Source organism: Salinivibrio sp. IB574, from assembly GCF_001996205.1.
GTDB classification, from domain to species: domain Bacteria; phylum Pseudomonadota; class Gammaproteobacteria; order Enterobacterales; family Vibrionaceae; genus Salinivibrio; species Salinivibrio proteolyticus.
Genome location: NZ_MUFN01000025.1, coordinates 23,817 through 43,994, shown reverse-complemented (window position 1 = coordinate 43,994; position 20,178 = coordinate 23,817). Strand labels below are relative to the sequence as shown.

At 52.0% G+C, this 20,178-nt stretch carries 19 protein-coding genes and 1 pseudogene; 5 read left to right on the top strand and 15 right to left on the bottom strand.

Annotated elements, in window-relative coordinates:
- The 4 genes and pseudogenes from BZJ17_RS17300 to rpe all read right to left on the bottom strand — a co-directional run.
- Positions 1–641: pseudogene (locus BZJ17_RS17300) on the bottom strand (endonuclease); the annotation flags it as partial.
- A gap of 199 nt (positions 642–840) precedes the next feature.
- Positions 841–1,854 (bottom strand): tryptophan--tRNA ligase, encoded by a 1,014-nt coding sequence (gene trpS / locus BZJ17_RS12725; protein ID WP_096630638.1) that lies wholly within the window; start codon positions 1,852–1,854, stop codon positions 841–843.
- Positions 1,855–1,914: 60 nt separating this feature from the next.
- Positions 1,915–2,595, bottom strand: a complete 681-nt coding sequence (locus BZJ17_RS12720; protein WP_077640973.1) for a phosphoglycolate phosphatase — start codon at positions 2,593–2,595, stop codon at positions 1,915–1,917.
- 5 nt (positions 2,596–2,600) lie between these two features.
- Complete coding sequence (gene rpe, locus BZJ17_RS12715) at positions 2,601–3,275, bottom strand: ribulose-phosphate 3-epimerase (RefSeq protein ID WP_077640972.1); 675 nt, start codon at positions 3,273–3,275, stop codon at positions 2,601–2,603.
- A gap of 148 nt (positions 3,276–3,423) precedes the next feature.
- Between rpe and BZJ17_RS12710 the strand changes: the two genes are divergently transcribed.
- On the top strand, positions 3,424–3,612 hold the full coding sequence (locus BZJ17_RS12710; RefSeq protein ID WP_069589884.1) for a DUF2970 domain-containing protein: 189 nt from the start codon (positions 3,424–3,426) through the stop codon (positions 3,610–3,612).
- A 13-nt stretch (positions 3,613–3,625) separates the two neighbouring features.
- Here BZJ17_RS12710 and dam read toward each other — a convergent pair whose 3' ends face one another.
- From dam to pilM, 9 genes are all read right to left on the bottom strand, one after another.
- Entirely contained in the window at positions 3,626–4,447 is an 822-nt protein-coding gene (dam, locus tag BZJ17_RS12705) for an adenine-specific DNA-methyltransferase (RefSeq protein ID WP_069589882.1), read from the bottom strand.
- A gap of 72 nt (positions 4,448–4,519) precedes the next feature.
- Positions 4,520–6,085 carry an AAA family ATPase gene (locus BZJ17_RS12700; protein WP_077640971.1) on the bottom strand — a complete coding sequence of 522 codons (1,566 nt, stop codon included), beginning with the start codon at positions 6,083–6,085 and terminating at the stop codon, positions 4,520–4,522.
- A gap of 11 nt (positions 6,086–6,096) precedes the next feature.
- Positions 6,097–7,176 (bottom strand): 3-dehydroquinate synthase, encoded by a 1,080-nt coding sequence (aroB, locus tag BZJ17_RS12695; RefSeq protein WP_077640970.1) that lies wholly within the window; start codon positions 7,174–7,176, stop codon positions 6,097–6,099.
- A gap of 21 nt (positions 7,177–7,197) precedes the next feature.
- Positions 7,198–7,716: a shikimate kinase AroK gene (gene aroK / locus BZJ17_RS12690; RefSeq protein WP_069589875.1), complete on the bottom strand. Its 519-nt coding sequence runs from the start codon at positions 7,714–7,716 to the stop codon at positions 7,198–7,200.
- A 145-nt stretch (positions 7,717–7,861) separates the two neighbouring features.
- Positions 7,862–9,610 carry a type IV pilus secretin PilQ gene (pilQ, locus tag BZJ17_RS12685; RefSeq protein ID WP_241836804.1) on the bottom strand — a complete coding sequence of 583 codons (1,749 nt, stop codon included), beginning with the start codon at positions 9,608–9,610 and terminating at the stop codon, positions 7,862–7,864.
- Between the two features lie 13 nt (positions 9,611–9,623).
- Positions 9,624–10,136, bottom strand: coding sequence for a pilus assembly protein PilP (locus BZJ17_RS12680; protein WP_069589873.1), 513 nt, complete (start codon positions 10,134–10,136; stop codon positions 9,624–9,626).
- The gene (gene pilO / locus BZJ17_RS12675; protein WP_077640969.1) at positions 10,133–10,744 is read right to left on the bottom strand and encodes a type 4a pilus biogenesis protein PilO; all 612 of its coding nucleotides are present in this window, start codon (positions 10,742–10,744) and stop codon (positions 10,133–10,135) included. Before pilO ends, BZJ17_RS12680 begins: the two co-directional genes overlap by 4 nt.
- Positions 10,741–11,319: a PilN domain-containing protein gene (locus BZJ17_RS12670; protein WP_077640968.1), complete on the bottom strand. Its 579-nt coding sequence runs from the start codon at positions 11,317–11,319 to the stop codon at positions 10,741–10,743. The genes pilO and BZJ17_RS12670 overlap by 4 nt, the downstream gene beginning before the upstream one ends.
- Positions 11,310–12,224 carry a pilus assembly protein PilM gene (pilM, locus tag BZJ17_RS12665; RefSeq protein WP_077640967.1) on the bottom strand — a complete coding sequence of 305 codons (915 nt, stop codon included), beginning with the start codon at positions 12,222–12,224 and terminating at the stop codon, positions 11,310–11,312. Before pilM ends, BZJ17_RS12670 begins: the two co-directional genes overlap by 10 nt.
- 143 nt (positions 12,225–12,367) lie before the next feature.
- On the opposite strand from pilM, the gene BZJ17_RS12660 reads away from it, so the two are divergent.
- Positions 12,368–14,860, top strand: a complete 2,493-nt coding sequence (locus BZJ17_RS12660; protein ID WP_077640966.1) for a PBP1A family penicillin-binding protein — start codon at positions 12,368–12,370, stop codon at positions 14,858–14,860.
- Positions 14,861–14,924: 64 nt separating this feature from the next.
- Here the strand turns inward: BZJ17_RS12660 and oxyR are convergent, their stop codons facing one another.
- A complete protein-coding gene (gene oxyR / locus BZJ17_RS12655) occupies positions 14,925–15,857 on the bottom strand; it encodes a DNA-binding transcriptional regulator OxyR (protein WP_069589866.1) in 933 nt (310 codons plus the stop codon).
- Between the two features lie 149 nt (positions 15,858–16,006).
- On the opposite strand from oxyR, the gene BZJ17_RS12650 reads away from it, so the two are divergent.
- From BZJ17_RS12650 to BZJ17_RS12640, 3 genes are all read left to right on the top strand, one after another.
- Complete coding sequence (locus BZJ17_RS12650; protein WP_069589865.1) at positions 16,007–16,738, top strand: glutathione peroxidase; 732 nt, start codon at positions 16,007–16,009, stop codon at positions 16,736–16,738.
- A 52-nt stretch (positions 16,739–16,790) separates the two neighbouring features.
- A complete protein-coding gene (locus BZJ17_RS12645) occupies positions 16,791–18,242 on the top strand; it encodes a dihydrolipoyl dehydrogenase (protein ID WP_077640965.1) in 1,452 nt (483 codons plus the stop codon).
- Positions 18,243–18,404: 162 nt separating this feature from the next.
- Positions 18,405–18,677, top strand: coding sequence for a DUF3624 domain-containing protein (locus BZJ17_RS12640; protein ID WP_077640964.1), 273 nt, complete (start codon positions 18,405–18,407; stop codon positions 18,675–18,677).
- Here BZJ17_RS12640 and BZJ17_RS12635 read toward each other — a convergent pair.
- Complete coding sequence (locus BZJ17_RS12635; RefSeq protein WP_077640963.1) at positions 18,674–20,143, bottom strand: alkaline phosphatase; 1,470 nt, start codon at positions 20,141–20,143, stop codon at positions 18,674–18,676. The two genes, BZJ17_RS12640 and BZJ17_RS12635, sit on opposite strands and share 4 nt — an antisense overlap.
- Positions 20,144–20,178 lie beyond the last annotated feature (35 nt).

Here is a 20,178-nt window from a genome sequence, read left to right as displayed (position 1 = left end):
GGATAAAGTTGCGTGGGTTTAAATAAAGGGGTGCGGTGCGTTAACACCATATTGTTGCGAAACGCGTCGTAGTCAAAGCCAAAATTACGGGTGATCACCAGTTCACTGTCCGCGTCCATGGTCACATACATGCCTTCGTAACGCTCAAGTGCATCCTTTAACGACTCACCGTGATCCACACGAATGGCAGTCGGAGCCAACGGACCATAATACGGGCCCTTAGCGACTTGATTATCGGTCACACCCAATTGCGTATGACCATAATACTCTTTGACCTTACCACTGGCACATAAGGTGTCACCGGGCTGCAAATTGAGAGCGTCAGCGTCCCGCAAGTACACAAACAAGCCATCGGACGTGGCGCGATTGCCATCCCCTTGAGGGTCTTGAATCCAAACCCCTTTATAAAGGCCTTGGGTCACCGCAGTGACGACACCTTGTACCGCATAGGTTTTATCGGAGCTGTATTTGCCTGCTGGGACCAATGGGCTGCGCTCACCGTCACCTTGGATCGCATAAATGGGCGTGGTGGGCGTCATGCCGCACTGGTAGGTTTGCTCGAGGGGGGCTTTGGCGGCCGCGGGCATGGCGAGTCCCGCCATCATCAATGCTAGCGGCGACCACATCAGTGGCTTTTTCATACCTGTTCCTTCACGTAGTTTGAGTGATTACTCGAATTTCGCGCGCATTATTAACGATGGATACACAGAATGGCGTGATTTGGCTCGCATCAGAAACAGTTACTATTGATGGACTTATAAGAAGTGAGAGTTGGGTTCCGGTCTGATCAAAAAAGCAGCGGTCTATGCCGCTGCTTTTTTATACCGTCATATTCGTGTGCTACACGCGTGGAACAAAACCCACTGCGTCATACACTTTACGCAAGGTTTGCTGTGCGCGTGCCGATGCGTGCTCAGCACCTTTTTGCATCACACTGTCGAGCAGCGCGCGATCAGCGCGGTACTCATGATAACGCGCTTGGAGAGGTTCGAGCATCGCCACCACCGCTTCAGCAGTATCTTTTTTCAGATGGCCATACATTTTGCCTTCGTAGGCTTTTTCTAGTGCGGCAATTGACTCACCGGTCGCCCCGGACAGCAAACCAAGCAAGTTAGAGACACCTGGCTTTTGCTCGATATCAAAATGGACACGCGGTGGCTCTTCCGAGTCGGTAACCGCACGTTTGATTTTCTTGACAATGGCTTTGGGATCTTCGAGCAAACCAATCACGTTATTACGGTTATCATCCGACTTCGACATTTTCTTGGTTGGATCTTGCAGGCTCATCACCCGTGCATTCACATCAGGAATGTAAGGCTCAGGCATGGTAAAGACATCACCGTAACGATTGTTAAAGCGCGTGGCAATATCACGGGCAAGCTCTAGGTGCTGCTTCTGATCATTACCTACAGGCACTTGATTGGTTTGATACAGCAAAATATCTGCCGCCATCAGCACTGGATACCCAAATAGACCGGCGTTGATATTCTCAGCATGACGCTGCGATTTGTCTTTAAACTGGGTCATGCGGTTCAGCTCACCCATTTGGGTGTAACAGTTCAATACCCAGCCCAATTGCGCATGCTCTGGCACGTGCGATTGTACAAACAAGTTACTTTTCTCAGGGCTCACGCCCACCGCCAAGCACAACGCCAACGCATCCAAGGTTGCTTCGCGTAACGCATCCGCATCTTGATGAACGGTAATCGCATGCAAATCCACCACACAGTATTGGCAGTCATAATCATCTTGCATCTGTTCCCACTGACGCAGCGCGCCTAGATAGTTACCGATACTTAGTTCACCCGAGGGCTGCACACCACTCAGTACAATGGGTTTTGAAGATTGACTCATGATGATTAGGTTCCTTTACGCGTTGCCCAACCGGGCGGTAGTTATGTTGCTATATAATCGTTATGCTTGGTGGCTGGCGACCACGGCTTGTAGCTCACTGAATGAATCCAGCACATAGTCAGGACGGCTATCGCTAATCGGTTCACCGTAGTTGTAGCCATAGGTTAACCCGACAGAAGCGATGCCTGCATTCTGGGCTGCCAAAATGTCATTTTTTGAATCACCGACCATCAACATTTGTGCATTGGTTAAGCCATGCTTGTCTCGCAAATGGTGCAACCCTTCTGGGTTTGGCTTATTGGTCGGTAGGCTATCGCCTCCCAACACATCGGTAAACAAGGTGGCTAATCCTAAATCTTCTAGGATGGCGGGCACAAATGCCACGGGTTTGTTTGTCACGACACCCAGTTGATAACCTTGCTGATGCAGCGCGGCCAAGGTGTCTTTCACGCCCGGATACAGCACGGTTTTTTCATGGCCGTTATTGTCGTAGTGGAAGTTAAAACGCTCACGGGCACGGGCGACCAAATCGGCATCCAAGTCAGTGGCAAAATCATGACGACGCGACAGCGCACGACGGATCATAATATCGGCACCGTTACCAATCCAACCTGTAACTTGTTCCACCGTCACGGTGGGCATGTCCAAGTCAGCCAGCATCATCTGTAACGCTTGAGTTAAGTCCGGTACGCTGTCGACCAAGGTACCATCGAGGTCGAAGGCAATATAACGAAGGCTCATACTACTTACCTATTTACATTTGCAAGCGCGGTGCGCATCTCATCAATGGCCGCTTTATAGTCGGGTTGCCCAAAAATCGCAGAACCGGCAACAAACATATCTGCCCCTGCTTGGGCAATCTCGGCGATATTGTCAGCTTTCACACCGCCATCAATTTCCAGTCGGATGTCTCGACCGCTGGCATCAATACGTGCGCGCACGTCGCGCAGTTTATCCAAGGTGCTTGGAATAAACGATTGGCCACCAAAACCGGGATTCACGGACATCAACAAAATCATGTCGAGTTTGTCCATCACGTAATCAAGATAATGCAGTGGTGTGGCGGGATTAAATACCAGCCCGGCTTTCATGCCGTGATCTTTAATCAATTGTAAGGTGCGATCGATATGGTCACTGGCTTCAGCATGGAAGGTTATCATATCGGCGCCAGCTTTGGCGAAGTCGGGAATAATGCGGTCAACCGGCTTAACCATGAGGTGCACGTCAATCGGGGCGGTAATGCCGTAATCGCGCAGCGCCTGACAAATCGGCGCGCCAAAGGTGAGATTAGGCACGTAATGGTTATCCATTACATCAAAGTGGATCACATCTGCACCCGCGGCGAGTACCTTTTCTACATCCTCGCCCAAGCGCGCAAAATCTGCTGATAAAATCGATGGCGCGATCAAAAAATCCGTCATAGTTGTCGCCTCACTTGCCAAAAAGTCGCCGCAATTCTACCCGATCTCGCTCGCGCTGTCTTATTCGATCCCGCTTTTCTACCTGAACAGCTGACAAAATACATACCACCAACTAGGGTTGGATAAGAGCGACAAAAAAGGAGGCATCATGACAACAAAATTAGGCGTTTGGGACGTCATCAAAAGTGTGATTGCCGCGCTTTTTGGTGTGCAGTCCGAGCAAAACCGTCAACGCGATTTTGCTCAAGACTCACCTGCTGCGTACATCGTGATAGGCGTGGTGATGATCGGTGTATTTGTCGCGACTTTGCTTGCCATTGTCGGCATGATTACCTAATGCCACTTTCCTGTTAGGGTTGAGGCGCAAAGAGTGCCAACAGCTCATCCACTTTATTACGCCCATTCCCATTACGGCTAATGGTACGTTTGACTCGTACCACGTTGAAGGTCGCACCACGATATAAACGGCGGGTATAAGGGGTGTCGTGGTTTGAAATAAGAACCGGGATCCCACCCGCCATCGCTGCCTGCTCTGCATGCTCGGCCAATAACGCTTGATCATCCAGCGTAAAGCCGTTGGTGGCATAAGTGGTAAAATTCGCTGTCGCGGTTAAAGGCGCATAAGGAGGATCGCAATACACCACGTCGCCCAGCTTCGCGCGGGCAAAACTTTCCGCATACCCTTCACACACAAACTCTGCCCGTTGTGCTTTTTCGGCAAAAAAGAACAGCTCTTTTTCAGGGAAGTACGGTTTCTTGTAAGACCCAAAGGGAACATTAAATCCACCTTTTTTGTTGTAACGGCACAGGCCATTGAAGCCGTGACGATTCATGTACAAGAAATAGAGCGAGCGAAGATACGGATCTTGCGTGGCATTAAAGTCTTCCCGCACTTGCAAATATTGCGCTTTTTGATTGTAGTCTTGACAGAAAAAGGCGCGTGCATCATCGACAAACCGTGCTGGGGTTTGTTTGATAATGTTATAGAGATTAATCAAGTCGGGATTAATATCAGCCAAGATATAGCGGTCGTAGTCGGTGTTTAAAAACACCGACCCTGCGCCGACAAAAGGCTCGATCAGCGTGTCCCCTTCGGGAAGATGACGGCGAATGTCATCGACCAGCGAATACTTCCCGCCAGCCCACTTTAGAAACGCGCGATGCTTTTTCATTGCCCCTTGTCATTCTCCGCGATATGAAAGGGGGCGGATTGTACCTTATTTTGTTTCATCAATCAGCGGATTTTACTGCCCATTTGCACGATTGATTTCACGGTGAATTTGGCTAAATGATTTCACGAATGGCTGCAGCGCACGGACATTGTCGGCCAGAGTGAGTTCTGCGCGACGCGCCGCGGTGACACTCTCATAATCGCCCAGCAATACCATGTACCAAGTGCCACCATTACGGCGAGTTTGATAAACCTGAACACGCCCCTCCAGTTGATAGTTCGCAATCAGATCAACCGCATCTTGGCGGGATTGTAAGGCGGCCAGCTGTAACGCATAGCGCTGTGCAGGCACCGCCAGTAGAGCTTGGGCATCTAACGGCAAGGTCTGGTTCGCGGACGCTGGCTGAGATGCAGCTTCCGGTTGCGCTGTTTGGCGAGGAGCAGCAGGCTCTGGACGGCTGTCTGGTGCCGCCGGTGTGGGCGGTGTTTGTGCCAGCTCAGGGATCAAGGGTTCGTCAACGGCCTCAGTACCATCACCACCCGCATCCTGTTCTTCAATCATGGCATCGACCACGTCATCAGGCACGACAACGCGTTTGCCTTCATCTCCGCGGCCAACCGTCAAGCCTTCGCCATTAACCTCTTCTGGCAATGAGACTGTATCTTCAGTCACCGAGCCTGACTGGCTGGTGCGGTTTGAAGTACTGGCTGGGTTTTGGTCCATGCCTTTCTCGGTGCTTTGGCCAACAGTCACGGCGCTCTCTGGCTCGCCCTGCTGTTCGCGGAGTAAGTCATCAAGATTCTTTAACCCTTCTGGCAATACCATGCCCGAGGACTGATCATCACTTTGGCTCGGGAAGTACCACCAAATCACACCAGCACCCACGACCATGAGCACCACGGCCAATACCAGCATGGTAAAGGGTTTATTACGCGAGGGCTTTTTCTTCTCGTCACTCACTGTGCCTGTCTCCTGATTGTCCTTGCCCATGATCATGCCCGGATAGAGGGTTTGATTGGCCAACTTGGCCAGCCATTGTTTTTTCTTGGTCGCATCAATGCGTCGGGTCACCGCCAACACATCGATAAACATTTCTTCCTCCCCCTCATTTAAGGGCGAGACTTCTAACTCTAACGGCTTTTGGCCTTGGCCATATGACACCTGACGAAGCCACTTGTTCAACTTTCCGGGCAACGCAAAAAGCACCACATTGATGCGCCAATGATCTTGGTTTTGTGCCTGTAAAACCAGTGCCCAAAGTTCAGACAATAAATTCGGGCTAAGACGGTGGGCATCATCAATGACAATTAATGCATCGCACCCACTGTCGCCGAGCATCATCGTCAGGCTATCGACTAGCGGGTCGGCCTCATTAAATACGCCATCTTTGACAATTTGACGAAGCAAAATAGCACGGCGTTGTGCATCATTTTGTGCCGTGTGACACACCAATAAGGAGTGGACCGACGCGTCGGCCCATTGCTCCATATAGCGCTCACTGAGCCAGGTTTTACCCGCGCCAGTCGGGCCGGTGACCTGGATAAGGTTAGAACTAAAGCGGGTAAGAAACTGCAGGCGTGATAAGAGCTGGGTTTGGCTTTCCAGCTCCAAGGCCAAGGTATCAAAGGTGTTTGTCATGCATTCAATGGTTAACCGGCATCAATCACATCGGCTAAAAGCTGATGTGGAACATCTGCAACCACTTGCGCTTGGCCGATCGCTGTTGGCAGTACCAAACGCAACTGTCCTGAAAGCACTTTTTTATCACGCATCATGTGCTTAATAAAAGCATCGTAGTTCATCTGGGCAGGGACGTGCACGGGAAGCTGCGCTTTTTCGAGCAAGGCAGTGATGCGGGACACACTTTGTTCGTCCAGCAAACCATGACGCTGTGCCGTGTGGGCAGCAAGCACGGTGCCCGTTGCAACCGCTTCACCATGTAACCAGTTGCCATAGCCCATCTCCGCTTCAATCGCATGACCAAAGGTGTGGCCCAGATTAAGCAGAGCACGTACACCGGCTTCGGTTTCATCTTGCGCGACCACATCAGCCTTGATTTGACAGCAGCGCCGAATCGCATAACTTAACGCGTCGGGTGACAAAGCGGTCAACGCCGCCATTTCGCTATCGAGCCAGTCAAAGAAAGGCGCGTCGGCGATAATGCCGTATTTGATTACCTCAGCCATTCCCGCCGCAAACTCTCGATCTGGGAGGGTGCTGAGTACTTGAGTGTCAATCACCACCGCTTTGGGTTGGTAAAACGCACCAATCATATTTTTACCCAAGGGATGATTGATGGCCGTTTTCCCGCCAACCGACGAGTCAACCTGCGCTAATAAGGTGGTAGGAACTTGAATAAAATCTACCCCGCGTTGATAACAAGCGCTGGCAAAGCCAACGATATCACCAATCACACCGCCACCCAGTGCCACCAGCACCACATCGCGATTGTAGTTGTTTTCAAGTAGGAAGGTGTTGATAGTGTTGAAGGTTTCTAGCGATTTGTACGCTTCACCGTCGGGTAAGCTAAGGCAGGCGACATCTTGTGCCCCTACCTGCTTAAGCGTCGAGACCAGCTTCTCGCCATATAATGGCATCACTGTCTCGTTGCTTATCACAGCAACCCGACGCGAACGTACGTTTTCAAACAAGCTGGCATCTGCCAGCAGCCCTTCGCCGATAGAGATAGGGTAGCTACGCGCCCCTAACTGAACATCTATCCGTTCCATGGTCGGGTCCTGTGTCTGGGATTAGTGCTGCTCTAACAACTCGATGATTTGATTCGCGACCACTTTGGCGCTTTGATCATCAGTACGCACCACATAATCAGCAATTTCTTCATAAAGTGGGTTGCGCTCTTGCGCGAGTGATTCCAACACTTCACGGGGTTGATCGGTTTGAAGCAAAGGACGTTTTTTATCGCGTTGTGTACGCGCCAGCTGCTTCTCGATAGTGGTTTCTAAGTACACCACTACACCACGAGCAGAGAGACGGTTACGGCTTTCTTTACTCATGATAGAGCCGCCGCCGGTCGCTAGCACGATACCTTGCTTCTCAGTCAGGTCGTTAATCACGTTCTCTTCACGTTGACGAAAACCTTCTTCTCCCTCAACGTCGAACACCCATGCAATGTCTGCCCCAGTTCGATCTTCAATCACTGAGTCAGAATCATAAAATTCCATGTGAAGTTGTTGAGCGAGATGACGACCAATTGTGCTTTTACCAGCCCCCATAGGGCCTACCAAAAAGATATTTCGTTTTTCAGCCATTTTAAGCAATTTTACGCGCGGTTAAATAAAACAACACCGCCCGCAGGCTTGATGTAGAAAAGCCCGAGGCGCCAATTCCTCACAGATAATTCGTGATCAGACTAAAAATTATCTCAGGACAGTGACCCCTTTGGCAACACCTAACCTACCCTGTGACGATTTTAGGGGTCACAAAGATCAGAAGCTCGCGTTTTGCATGATCTTTCAGACGGTGTTTGAACAGATTTCCAAACAGCGGAATATCCCCGAGTAATGGCACCTTGGTTTCTTTGTTAATCATGGTGTGTTGGAAGATCCCTCCCAGCACCACCGTTTCACCATTCCGCGCCAATACCTGCGTATTAATGCGCTTGGTACTGATCGACATGGCCTCCCCTTTACCTGCCACCACCGACTTCTCTGGCATATCTTGGGTGACTTTCAAATCCAGCACTAACTCATTCTCTGGGGTAATTTGGGGCGTCACGGTAAGGCTAAGTACTGCTTTTTTAAACGACACCGCCACAGCACCGCTGGAAGAGGCTTCAAGATAAGGTAATTCGGTCCCCTGCTCGATATATGCCGCTTTTTTATTGGTGGTGATTAAGCGCGGGCTCGATACAATTTCTGCTTTGTTTTCACTTTCCAGCGCCGATAACTCGAGATCCAGCAATAAATCACTGCCCAATTTAGCCACTTGTAGTGCCAGACTTGACGCAGCAGGGTTGGAGGCGGCCAAGTTCACATTCAAAAAATTGTCCACCGGCAGAGAATCATTGCCCGATCCGGTTAATGCCTCGTCATCGGAATTGTACATGTTACGGTCCCACATCAGGTTGCTTTCTATCGAAGAGCCGATACTGGTTGAACCGTTGCGATTTAAAATCCCCCAGCGCACTCCCAGCTCATCGACAGACCCCTCTTCAACCGTGACAATCCGCGCTTCAATTTCAACTTGCTTCACCGGCACATCCAAGTGGCGAACCAAGGTGCGAATACGGGCTAAGTTCTTTTGATTATCTTTAATGATCAACGCATTGGTACGCTCATCCAGCGACACCGCCCCGCGAGGAGACAGTAAGCTGACCCCTTCGCCTTGGCCTTTGATCAGGGCGGCGATATCACTGGCTTTGGCATAGTTCACCGTGAGTACTTCTGAGGTCAGAGGCAGTAAGGCATCGGCCTGCTGACGCATTTCGAGTGCTTGCTTTTCTTGTGCCATCAGCTCAGCGCTCGGAGCAACGAGCATCACTTGTCCCCGTTGGCGCTTATCCAGCCCCTTCACACGCAAAATCACATCCAATACATCTTGCCAAGGCACACCATCAATGCGCATGGTGATATTGCCTTGTACCGAGTCCGAGGTCACAAGGTTAAAATCATTCTGTTCAGCAATCAGCTGCAACACGGTACGGACCGGAATGTCTTGGAAGTTAATCGAGATCGCCGCCCCTTTTTGCGCTAAGGCCGTCGCAGAAGGCGCTTTTTTTGCCGCAGAGACGCGGATGGTCAACACCTTTCCTTGCTGCTGATAATCAAAATCCACGGCCTGCTCAGCACGCAGTACAATGCGAGCACTCTCAGGGGCCTGAAAGGTCTCAATCTCAGTCACTGGGGTCTGACGGCTGCGAGTATCGAGAACCGCAAGTAATGCCTGTTTTAGCTGTACATTTGGCAAGCGTAGCGTGACTTGCTGAGGGATGGGTTGACGAAAGTCAGCCGTTACCGCGGCATCAGAAAACGTCAGCGAGACCTGAGCATCACCATTATCTAGACGCTTCACTGCGATATCAGTCAACATACTCTTTGCGGCAACCTGCACTGAACCCAGGCTGAACATCAGTACCAGCAGTATGAGCCAGACTGGGCGAACGCTTTGCGAGAACGTGCGGGAAAGGTAAGGGCGTATCATCATATTGGTATCCTAACTACGGCAAAGTTGATTCCATCGACAAGGTAACAGTGCGAAGCTGCCAACATCCCAAGCCATCCGGCAGGGCTTCTTCAATGGCGATCTGGTGTGCATTCACGTCCACTACACGGCCACGGTTTTCGCCTAAATGCGCACCTTCACTGACTTGAGTGATGGTGCCATCAGGACGTGCAATTAAGGCTTGTTGCTGTGCGCCTTTGGTTAAGCTGCCTTTCATGGCAAGGCTTGCCAGTGGAAATTGCTCAAGCGGCTCTAAAGGCCGTTGTAAATTGGGCTGCCAACAGTCACCCGTTGAAGCCTGTCCACCTGTATTGATGGCTGGCAGCACAAAGGGATCCCGCTGATCAGCGACAAAGGCTATCGATTGGTAACTCGGCGGAGGGGGAATGCGGGTCGCCGTGACTTGCGCACTGGCTTGGGTTTGTTGCATAAAGCGTTCGATATCACTGTGGTATCTATCACAGCCGACCAAACTCAACCCAAATAACAACACCAAAAGACGCTTCACTGTACGGCCTCCTTGTCGGTGGCAATGCGTTCACCGGTATAACGATATGTGGTCGCAGACACAGACAGCAGCAAGGGCGCATGAATGTCATCGGTTTCAGTACGGGTTAAGACAAAATCTTGCAGCGACACCAAGCGCGTCATGGCAGCAATATCCGCGCTGAATGCACCGATAGAGGCATAATCACCGCTCAGCACAACCGTCATCGGAATAGCATCGAGCCAGCTGCCATGCTTTCTTGACTGCCACTTCAGTGTTTTGAAGCGCAACTGATGACGGATCCCAACTTCATTGACCCCAGCGAGTAATCCCGAAAGCTCTTCTTCTTCCGGCAATTGGGCAAGCAAAGTGGCATATTGCTGATTTAACGCGCGCATTTGTGCCTCCACATCGGGCAGAGCCGCCACACGATTGGCCAACAATCGATACTCGGCTTTAAGTTGTGCTTCGCGCTGTGTCGCTGCCTTCAGCGCCTCTTGGTTGGGTAGCCAAATCAGCAAAGCTGCGAGAACGAGTAGCGCGAACGCGACCACCGCCCAAACGATAGCGCGGGTGGCGAGTGGCGCACTGGGGAGTTTTTGCCAATCCCACTCAGAGGGTGCGATCATGACTGCACTCCTTTGGGCTTCGGTAGCTGCGGTGTGACGTAGTCGGTCAAGCGAAAGCTTAACGTGAAGCGTTTGTTGGCGCGTTGCGATCCGGATTCGGTGATCACAGTGTCAATATCAACCTCGGTGGCTAATGCACTTTGCTCTAACGCTGCCAACAAGCTTGCCATCTCCGCATTAGATGTCACCCAGCCTTCGACCGTGACACGTCCGTGTTGCTGCGCCAAACGACTCAAATACGCCCCTTCAGGCATCACGGTTGGAATGAAATTCAGTAATGCGGTGACATTATTGCGCTGTTGTTGTAATGCGTTGACCAGTTGTAAGCGCGATTGCAGCGCAGCACGCTTTTTATCTTCGCGCTTGAAAGCCTGTAAGGTGGCACGAAAATCGTTCACCCCGGCGGTTAAGCGTTGATTACGTGCCTGTTGCTCAGTCAGCCAGTGCTGCTGGACCGCGTTCACGGCACTAACCACCAGTACCACGCCCAGCACCACCAAACCAGTGTGAACCATAAAGGTGTGACGCTGAACGCGACGCGCTTTTTCTCGCCAAGGGAGTAGATTTATACGCATGAATACCCTCCACGCAGCGCTAATCCCAACGCAATACTGGCCTCGTCACTGATGGTGGAGGCAGTTTGATCCAACATCGCCACTGGATTTAAGCGTGTGATGGCCAGATGCTCAGACGCGAGTGTGGTAGGCCAGACGCCGCTTATCCAAACGGTGCTCAGGGGCAAGAGTCGATTGTGCTCACGCGCACGATGGCAAGCCTGATCAACATGCTGCTGTACTAAGGTGTTCGCGTGCTCTTCGCGGTGTTCGTAGCGCTCTCCTTCCCCCAAACGGCTGCGATGCTGGTAAACCTGACCATCCGGATAAAGACGAATCGCGGTGATCAAGCCACCGTGATAATGCAGCCACAGCGGCCAGTGATTAGCCTGCGCAACAGGCCGAATCGCTTGATAGACCCCGACTAACGCTTGGCTGTTAATGTCCGCCACCGAGGGCGATAAACCGACCCGCTTGAGCGCGTCTAGGGCTGGAGTGAGAGCATGACGCCGACACGCCACGACTTGATAACAGGCTTGTCCCGGCTGAACGGAAATACCGCTCATGACCTCAAAGTCGTAATACAAGGTAGCGGTATCCATGTTGAGGGCAGCACTCAGCTTTTGGCCAATCAAGGCTTCTTGCTCAATCTCATCGTCAATAAGCGGTGCCGTAATTTGCTTGGTGATCACCGCATCTTCATCCACGCCTACCACCACAGGAACGCGCAAGCGCTGATACCAAGGTAAACACGCGAGTAATCGTTTTTTTATCTCGGTCATCGGGGTCAAAAGATCGTCAGTCGCGCGATAGTGCACCTCATGATGCCCTGCGACCTGAATGCCTTGTCGATGTGCACGAACCGCAATGGCGTGAATGGTATCTCGGCCAATATCGATACCTAAAACTGCCGAATTTCGAACCATTTCGTGTTAGGCTCCCAACGTCAGCGTGAGGTCAGCATTTAGAAAACTGCCCTTCACGGCGGGTTATTTTTATTGCTGGTGCCTTTATACTACTGACGTATGGTTATTGAACGGCTCAATTGCAACAGAACGGGAAATCTCAGGTGAAGTTCATAAAGCGTCTGCTTATCTTTGCACTGGTTTGCACAGTGCTGGGAGTCACTACAATTTTCGGTTTTTACCTGTACGTAAAACCCGACCTCCCCGATGTGGCGACACTGAAAGATGTCGAGCTACAAACCCCAATGCAGGTTTACAGTGCTGACGGCAAGCTGATCTCCCAATTTGGTGAGAAGCGACGCATTCCCGTTAAACTGGAAGACATCCCTCCGCAAATGATTGATGCGCTGATCGCCACTGAAGACAGTCGCTTCTATCAACACCCGGGGATCGACCCGATTGGTATCGTTCGCGCCGCCGTGGTAGTAGCCATGTCAGGCAGTGCGAAGCAAGGGGCCAGTACTATCACCCAACAGTTAGCGCGAAATTTCTTCCTTTCCAACGAAAAGCGGATCATGCGCAAGATAAAAGAGATTTTTATCGCCGTGCATATCGAGCAATTGTTGAATAAAGACGAAATCCTTGAGCTGTACTTTAACAAGGTTTTTCTCGGCTACCGCGCCTATGGCGTTGGTGCCGCGGCACAAGTGTACTTTGGTAAGACACTAGACGAGCTGACCTTAAGTGAAATGGCGGTGATTGTCGGCCTCCCTAAAGCGCCATCCACCATGAACCCGTTGTACTCCCTGTCTCGTGCTACTGAGCGCCGTAACGTGGTGCTGGCTCGCATGCTCAAAGAAGGCTACATTTCGCAGGCCGAGTATAGCCAAGCGAAAAATGAGCCGATTGTCGCGCGTTATCACGGTGCTGAAATTGAGCTCGATGCGCCTTATGTCGCAGAAATGGCGCGTGCATGGGCGGTAGAACACTTTGGCGACGATGCTTACACATCGGGCATTCGCATATACACCAGTGTGGACTCCGATATGCAACGCGCGGCCAATGATGCGGCGATGGATAACATCCTTGCTTACGATCGTCGCCACGGCTTCCGCGGTCCAGTCGCCACCTTATGGCAAGCCGCAAGCGACCGTTGGCAACACCAGCGTATTGTCGATTATCTTGCCAAGCAGCCTAGCTATGGCCAACTAGAGCCTGCCATCGTGACCGAAGTGAGTGACCAATCCGCCTTAGTGATTGGTCCTAATGGCCAAGAAATTACACTTGGTTGGGCGGGGATGGACTGGGCGCGCCCTTACATTACCGATAATCGTCAAGGCCCCGCGCCCAAACACGCCAGTGATATTTTACAAAGCGGTGAGCAGGTGTGGATTCGTCGCGTTGACGATCAATGGCACTTGGCGCAAGTGCCTAACGCCAATACCGCCTTAGTATCCATGTCCCCCACCACAGGGGCGATCAAAGCCTTGGTGGGTGGCTTTAACTTTGTGCATAGCAAATTTAATCGCGCTACCCAATCGGTGCGCCAAGTGGGTTCAAGCATCAAACCCTTTATCTATTCGGCGGCCATCCATGAAGGCATGACCCTTGCCACCTTGATTAATGACGCGCCCATCAACCGCTGGGATCGCAGTCAAGGCGTGGCATGGCGTCCGAAAAACTCGCCGCCACGTTATGAAGGGCCACTGCGTGCTCGCATTGGACTGGCACAATCGAAAAACGTGATGGCTGTGCGTGTCCTCCGTCGTGTTGGCTTGGACGATACCTTAGATTATCTGACTCGCTTTGGCTTTAAACGTGATGATCTCCCTCGCGCCGAAGCCATTGCACTCGGCGCAGGCAGCTTAACGCCGGTTGAAATGGCACAAGGGTTTAGCGTGTTTGCCAATGGTGGTTACTTTATGGAGCCTTTCATCATCGATCGGGTAGAAACGCCCTTCGGTGAGGAAATTTACCGTGCTAACCCATCGGTGATTTGCGATGACTGCGAAAAGCCGATGGAGAAAGCAGACCCCTTCAACGAGCAGAATTTGCTGACCGATAACAGCGAAGAATCGCCACGGCCCGCCAGACAAGTTATTGACAAGCACAATGCGTTCTTGGTGCGCGAAATGATGCAGAGCAATATTTGGGGCGGCGGCGACTGGCGCTATGGCACCGGTTGGAATGGCACCGGCTGGCGCGCGCAAGCGCTGAAAAGACGGGATATCGGCGGTAAAACCGGGACCACCAACGACTCTAAAGACACTTGGTACACAGGTTATGGCCCGGGTATCGTCACCACGGTATGGGTGGGCTTTGATGACCACTCACGTGAATTAGGGCGCACAACCCGCAACAGCAACTTGAATGACGAGCAGCAACCAATTCGTGGGGCCGAGTCTGGCGCCAAAACCGCTGGGCCCGCATGGATAGACTTTATGCAAAAAGCCCTCGCGGATGTGCCAGAACAAAGTAAGGTGGTGCCACCGGGTATCGTGAAGGTACGCATTGATCGTGAAACCGGTTTGCTCACCCGTAAAACCGACCACACCTCGATGTTCGAGTACTTTATTAAAGGGACAGAGCCAACCGAATACGTCTCATCCCAGCCTAGCGGCACCATCTATGAAACGGAGACCGAATCATTGTTTTAAACGACAGTATCCGTAACGATTGAACTGACCCCCAATGTTGGATATCCAGTATTGGGGGTTCTTTTTATCCTGCGTTTAATGCGGTAGGTTCAGCACTTAACGGCGTGTCCATGACCGCGACCATATGCTCACGGATCACTTCAGCCAATTGTTCATAGCGCCCTCGTAATGGTGAACCGGGCCGATAATCTAAGGTGATCTGCCGTGTCGGTGTTGGCGACGTGGTGGGAATATAGGCCACGCCATCGCGTCGCTGTGCAGGGACGGATAAGCGAGGGAGTAAGGTGATACCACTGCCCGCCGCGACCATATTGCGGAGTGTTTCTAAACTGGTGGCACGAAAACGCTGATCCTCGCGCGCGCCCACTTTAAAACAAAATCCCATCGCTTGGTCACGTAAGCAATGACCATCGCCCAGCATTAACAAGGTCTCTCCTTGCAGGACATCTAACGCCACCTCAGCACATCCCGCAAGCTTATGCGCCTCACTGACCGCCAATAGCATTGGCTCTTCATACAATGGCAGTTCTTTCAAATGCTGGGTTTCTTCCACAGAAGCCAAAATGATGCAATCGAGTTTGCCTTCTTCCAATTGCTGTACCAACTGCTGGGTCTGACCCTCGTGAATAAACAGCTCCAATTCTGGAAAACGGTCGCGCAACATGGGAATGATCTTCGGCAACAGATAAGGGCCGACGGTCGGGATCAGGCCAATATGTAGGGGACCCGTCATACTTTCCCCTTGTTCACTGGCCAATTCGGTCAAAATTGTGACTTCTCGCAACACGTTACGTGCCTGCTGTACTAACCTCATACCCGCATCGGTGAACAACACACGACGACTGGTGCGTTCTAACAAACTCACGCCCAGCTCATCTTCCAGCTTACGAATCTGTCCGCTCAAGGTGGGTTGGCTAACAAAACACGCTTCGGCCGCTTTGCGAAAGTGGCGGTGTTCGGCCAGCGCCACCAAGTATTCCAAATCACGAATATTCATTGCTGTCTTTTCTATAGGAGAAAACTATCAAAACCATAGCATCAAGCGATTAGAGCTATCAATCTTCTTTCGCGATACTACATCCATCAAGACACGGCGAGTCAGACACATGCCGTTGACAGTTAACGACCAAATCAAAAGGGGAAACCATGTTTGCATCAAAAGAAGGCCAACCAGTACCACAAGTTACCTTCCGTACTCGCGAAGGCGACCAATGGAAAGACGTTACCACCGATGACATTTTTGCCAATAAAACCGTGATTGTATTCAGCCTGCCGGGTGCGTTTACACCGACCTGCTCATCCTCGCACCTGCCGCGCTATAACGAGCTATATCCGGTGTTCCAACAGTACGGCGTTGATGACATTGTCTGTGTGTCCGTCAACGACACCTTTGTGATGAACGCCTGGAAAGCCGACCAAGACGCTGACAACATTCATGTCCTGCCTGACGGCAACGGCGAGTTCACTGATGGTATGGGAATGCTGGTCGACAAAAACGATCTTGGCTTTGGCAAACGCTCATGGCGTTACAGCATGCTGGTGAAAAACGGCATGGTCGAGAAAATGTTTATCGAACCCAACGAGCCGGGCGACCCGTTCAAAGTGTCTGATGCCGACACCATGCTGGGCTTCATCGCTCCTGAGCACAAACTGCAAGATTCGATCACCGTGTTTAGCAAACCAGGCTGTCCATTCTGTGCCAAGGCCAAACAAGCCCTGATCGACGCAGGCCTTCAGTTTGAGGAAATTATTCTTGGCAAAGACGCCACCACGGTTTCTTTGCGTGCAGTGAGCGGTCGCGCCACCGTGCCACAAGTATTTATCGGTGGCCGTCATATCGGTGGCAGTGAAGAGCTCGACACCTATCTGAATCAGTAATCCGCTGTTTGGGCGGCTCCCTTGCCGCCCGTTATTTTCCCAGGAGAAAGCAATGAAAACATTAACGGTTGATGTGGCTGTGATTGGTGGCGGAACCGCCGGACTCGGTGCTTATCGCGCAGCCAAAGCGCATACGGATAACGTGGTGATGATTGAAGGCGGCCCCTATGGCACCACGTGCGCGCGGGTTGGCTGCATGCCTTCCAAACTGTTAATTGCGGCGGCTGAAGCGGCGCATCATATCGACAAAGCGCCCGGCTTCGGTGTGTATCCCGGCGGCACCACGGAAATTAATGGCCGTGAGGTGATGGATCGGGTGAAACGCGAGCGTGACCGTTTTGTCGGCTTTGTACTGGAAAGTGTCGATGACATTCCCGCTCAAGACAAAATCGACGGCTATGCGCGCTTTGTAGATGATCACACCTTAATGGTTGATGATCACACCACCATCCATGCTGATCGCATCGTGATCGCGACAGGCTCTCGTCCAAGCTGGCCGTCCGCTTGGGATCACCTTGGCGATCGTTTAGTGGTCAATGATGATATTTTCGAATGGGACGATCTACCTGACTCGGTTGCGGTATTTGGCCCGGGTGTAATTGGCCTAGAGCTAGGACAAGCGCTGCACCGCCTCGGGGTCGAGATGATTATGTTTGGCGTCGGCGGCCAAGTGGGCCCGCTGACCGACCCAGAGATCATGGCATATGCGGATAAAACCTTCAGTGAGGAGTTTTATCTCGACGCCGATGCCAAGGTGGAAGAGATGGTGCGTGAAGGCGATAAGGTGCAAATCCGTTATCGTGATAAAGAGGGCGAGAGCCAACTGCGCTGGGTCGACTATGTGGTTGCCGCCACCGGTCGTCGCCCCAATGTCGACAAGCTAAACCTTGACGCGACCAGCATCAAAGTGGATGCCCGCGGGGTGCCGGTTGCCGATAGTTACACCCTGCAAACCACGGCACCGCACATTTTTATTGCCGGTGATGCCAGTAACCAAATTCCGTTGCTGCACGAAGCGGCTGACCAAGCGCGCATTGCCGGTGACAACGCAGGCCGCGGTAAAGATATCCGTGCCGGATTGCGCCGCAGCAAACTCTCTGCGGTCTTCTCCGACCCGCAAATTGCGATGGTGGGCGAAAGCTACAAAGCAATTACCGACCGTCTCGGTCCCTGCGGCTGCTTTGAAACCGGCGTGGTGTCGTTTGAAAACCAAGGCCGCTCACGGGTGATGCTGCGAAACAAAGGTTTGTTACACGTGTATGCCGAACAAGGCACTGGCCGCTTTCTTGGCGCTGAAATGATTGGTCCGAATGCTGAGCACTTGGCCCACTTGTTGGCATGGGCACATCAAAATCAAATGACCATTTCGCAAATGTTGGATATGCCCTTCTATCACCCAGTGATTGAAGAAGGGGTACGTACCGCGCTGCGGGATGTAAATGCCAAGCTCAAACTCGGCCCTGAAATGATCAAACACTGTATGGACTGTGGCCCGGGCTGCTAATCCACTGCCCTTTTCGCCGATTTTCGGCGCTTTACAGGCACTGCCTGTTGCTTCCCCAAGCACTTGCTTACCTTTTTGCCCTCCTGATTGGAGGGCTTTTTTGTATCCGGCGGCCCACTGCGCCACAATAAGTTATCGCTACTACCGACCAAGAGACACCGCATGGCTTGCAAATACTGTCAGTCCGCGATTTGGCAACAAAAACTGGGACGCTGTACCCGTTGTATGAAACAACTGGCCGCCATGTGCGCGCTACTTTGGCCACTTTGGTGGTGGGGCTATGCCGACACGCCACGGCAAGTGGAGTCGATTGCCTTGTTATTCGCCGCCGGTAGTGCCAGTGTGCTACTCACGCTGCATGTGGTGATTTACCCGTTTCGGCGCAATAAAAAACCCGCGCCAGAGCGCGGGTCGTCAGACATACCAGACGATTAATCGGCCAGATCCGTGGCTTCGTTGATCACGTGGAAAATGTAGTTTTGCTCCACGGCACCTTGGAATAACCACGCCATCGGCCCACGAGCCATGATGGCCACATCTTCACCGGAGTGGGTTTCCGAACCGAGCTTAATCAAGGATTGCTGTTTGTAATCCAGCTCACGCACCTGCCCTTCTTGTAAATTTTCACGCTCACCTTTGACCGCACCCGGGCCGTTGCCATAGGTGATGGTGGTATAGGTTTTACCAAAATCATCCTGATTCAAGCGCCCTTTTTGACGTGACAAACCGAGAATCGGATTGCCCCGCTCCGCATAGCCGTTCATCACCATAGTGTGGGCATGGTCGGCGGTGACAATGATCAGGGTATCTTCTGGGTTGGTTTTCGCTAAGGCCACTTTAATGGCATCATCGAAAGCCAACGTATCTTCTAACGCTCGCGCAGCGTTGCCCGCATGGTGAGCATGGTCGATACGTCCAGCTTCCACCATCATCACATAGCCGTCTTTGTTGCGGCTAAGCATATCGATCGCCTTGCTGGTCATGTCCGCCAATGATGGCTCATCTTGGCTTTCACGGCGATCCGCTTCGTATTTCATGTGGCTGCTTTCAAACAAACCAAACACGCGTGAGGTGGTCGCCGGATCGATGGCATCAAAACCGGATTTATCGAAAATGTATTGACCATCAGGGTGACGGGTTTGCCATGCCTCAATCAGGTTGCGTCCATCTTTACGCTTGCCCTTTTTGCCCTCAGGATCGACGCTATCGGCAGGAATAAATTCACGCCGTCCGCCACCGAAAGCCACCTGAAATCCCTCACCAGCATCAAAGTCGACAAATTGGCTAGCGATATCGGTACAGCCTTGGTTTTTAGCAATGTTGGGTAACTTGCTATCGTTTTCCCAATTGCGATCCGCACTGTGGGCGTAGGTGGTAGCTGGGGTGGCATGGGTTAAACGAGCGGTTGAGATCAAGCCCAGCGCCTTGCCCTTCTCGCCCGCCATTTCAAATAAAGTTTTCGCTTCGTTACCCTTGGCGGTACTGCAAAAACCACGCTGGACATTATCGTCAACACTAATAACCCCGGCTTTGGTTTTCACCCCGGTGACCATCGCCGTCGCGGTCCCAGCCGAGTCTGGCGTTTGCATGTCAGTGTTATAGGTTTTTGCTAGTGCAACATGCGGCAGGCTTTCCATGCCAAGGCGGTTTTCCTCACCGGTTTGTCCTTGCTGCTGGCCCTGATAAATCCGCGCCGCTGTGATTGTCCCCACACTCATGCCATCACCGACAAAGAGGATCACGTTTTTGGCTTTGCCCGTAATTGGTGGGTTCGCTTTAGCGGCCGCCAAGGCGGCTTGTGCGTCTTGGTACCATACATCGTTTTGTTGAGGCACTGCCGCCTGTGCAGTTGCCGCTAATAAGGCTGAGGCCACTGCGGCCGTCACGGTTGTTTTCACCACAAAATCTCCATCATTAACGAGAAAACGCGGGCATG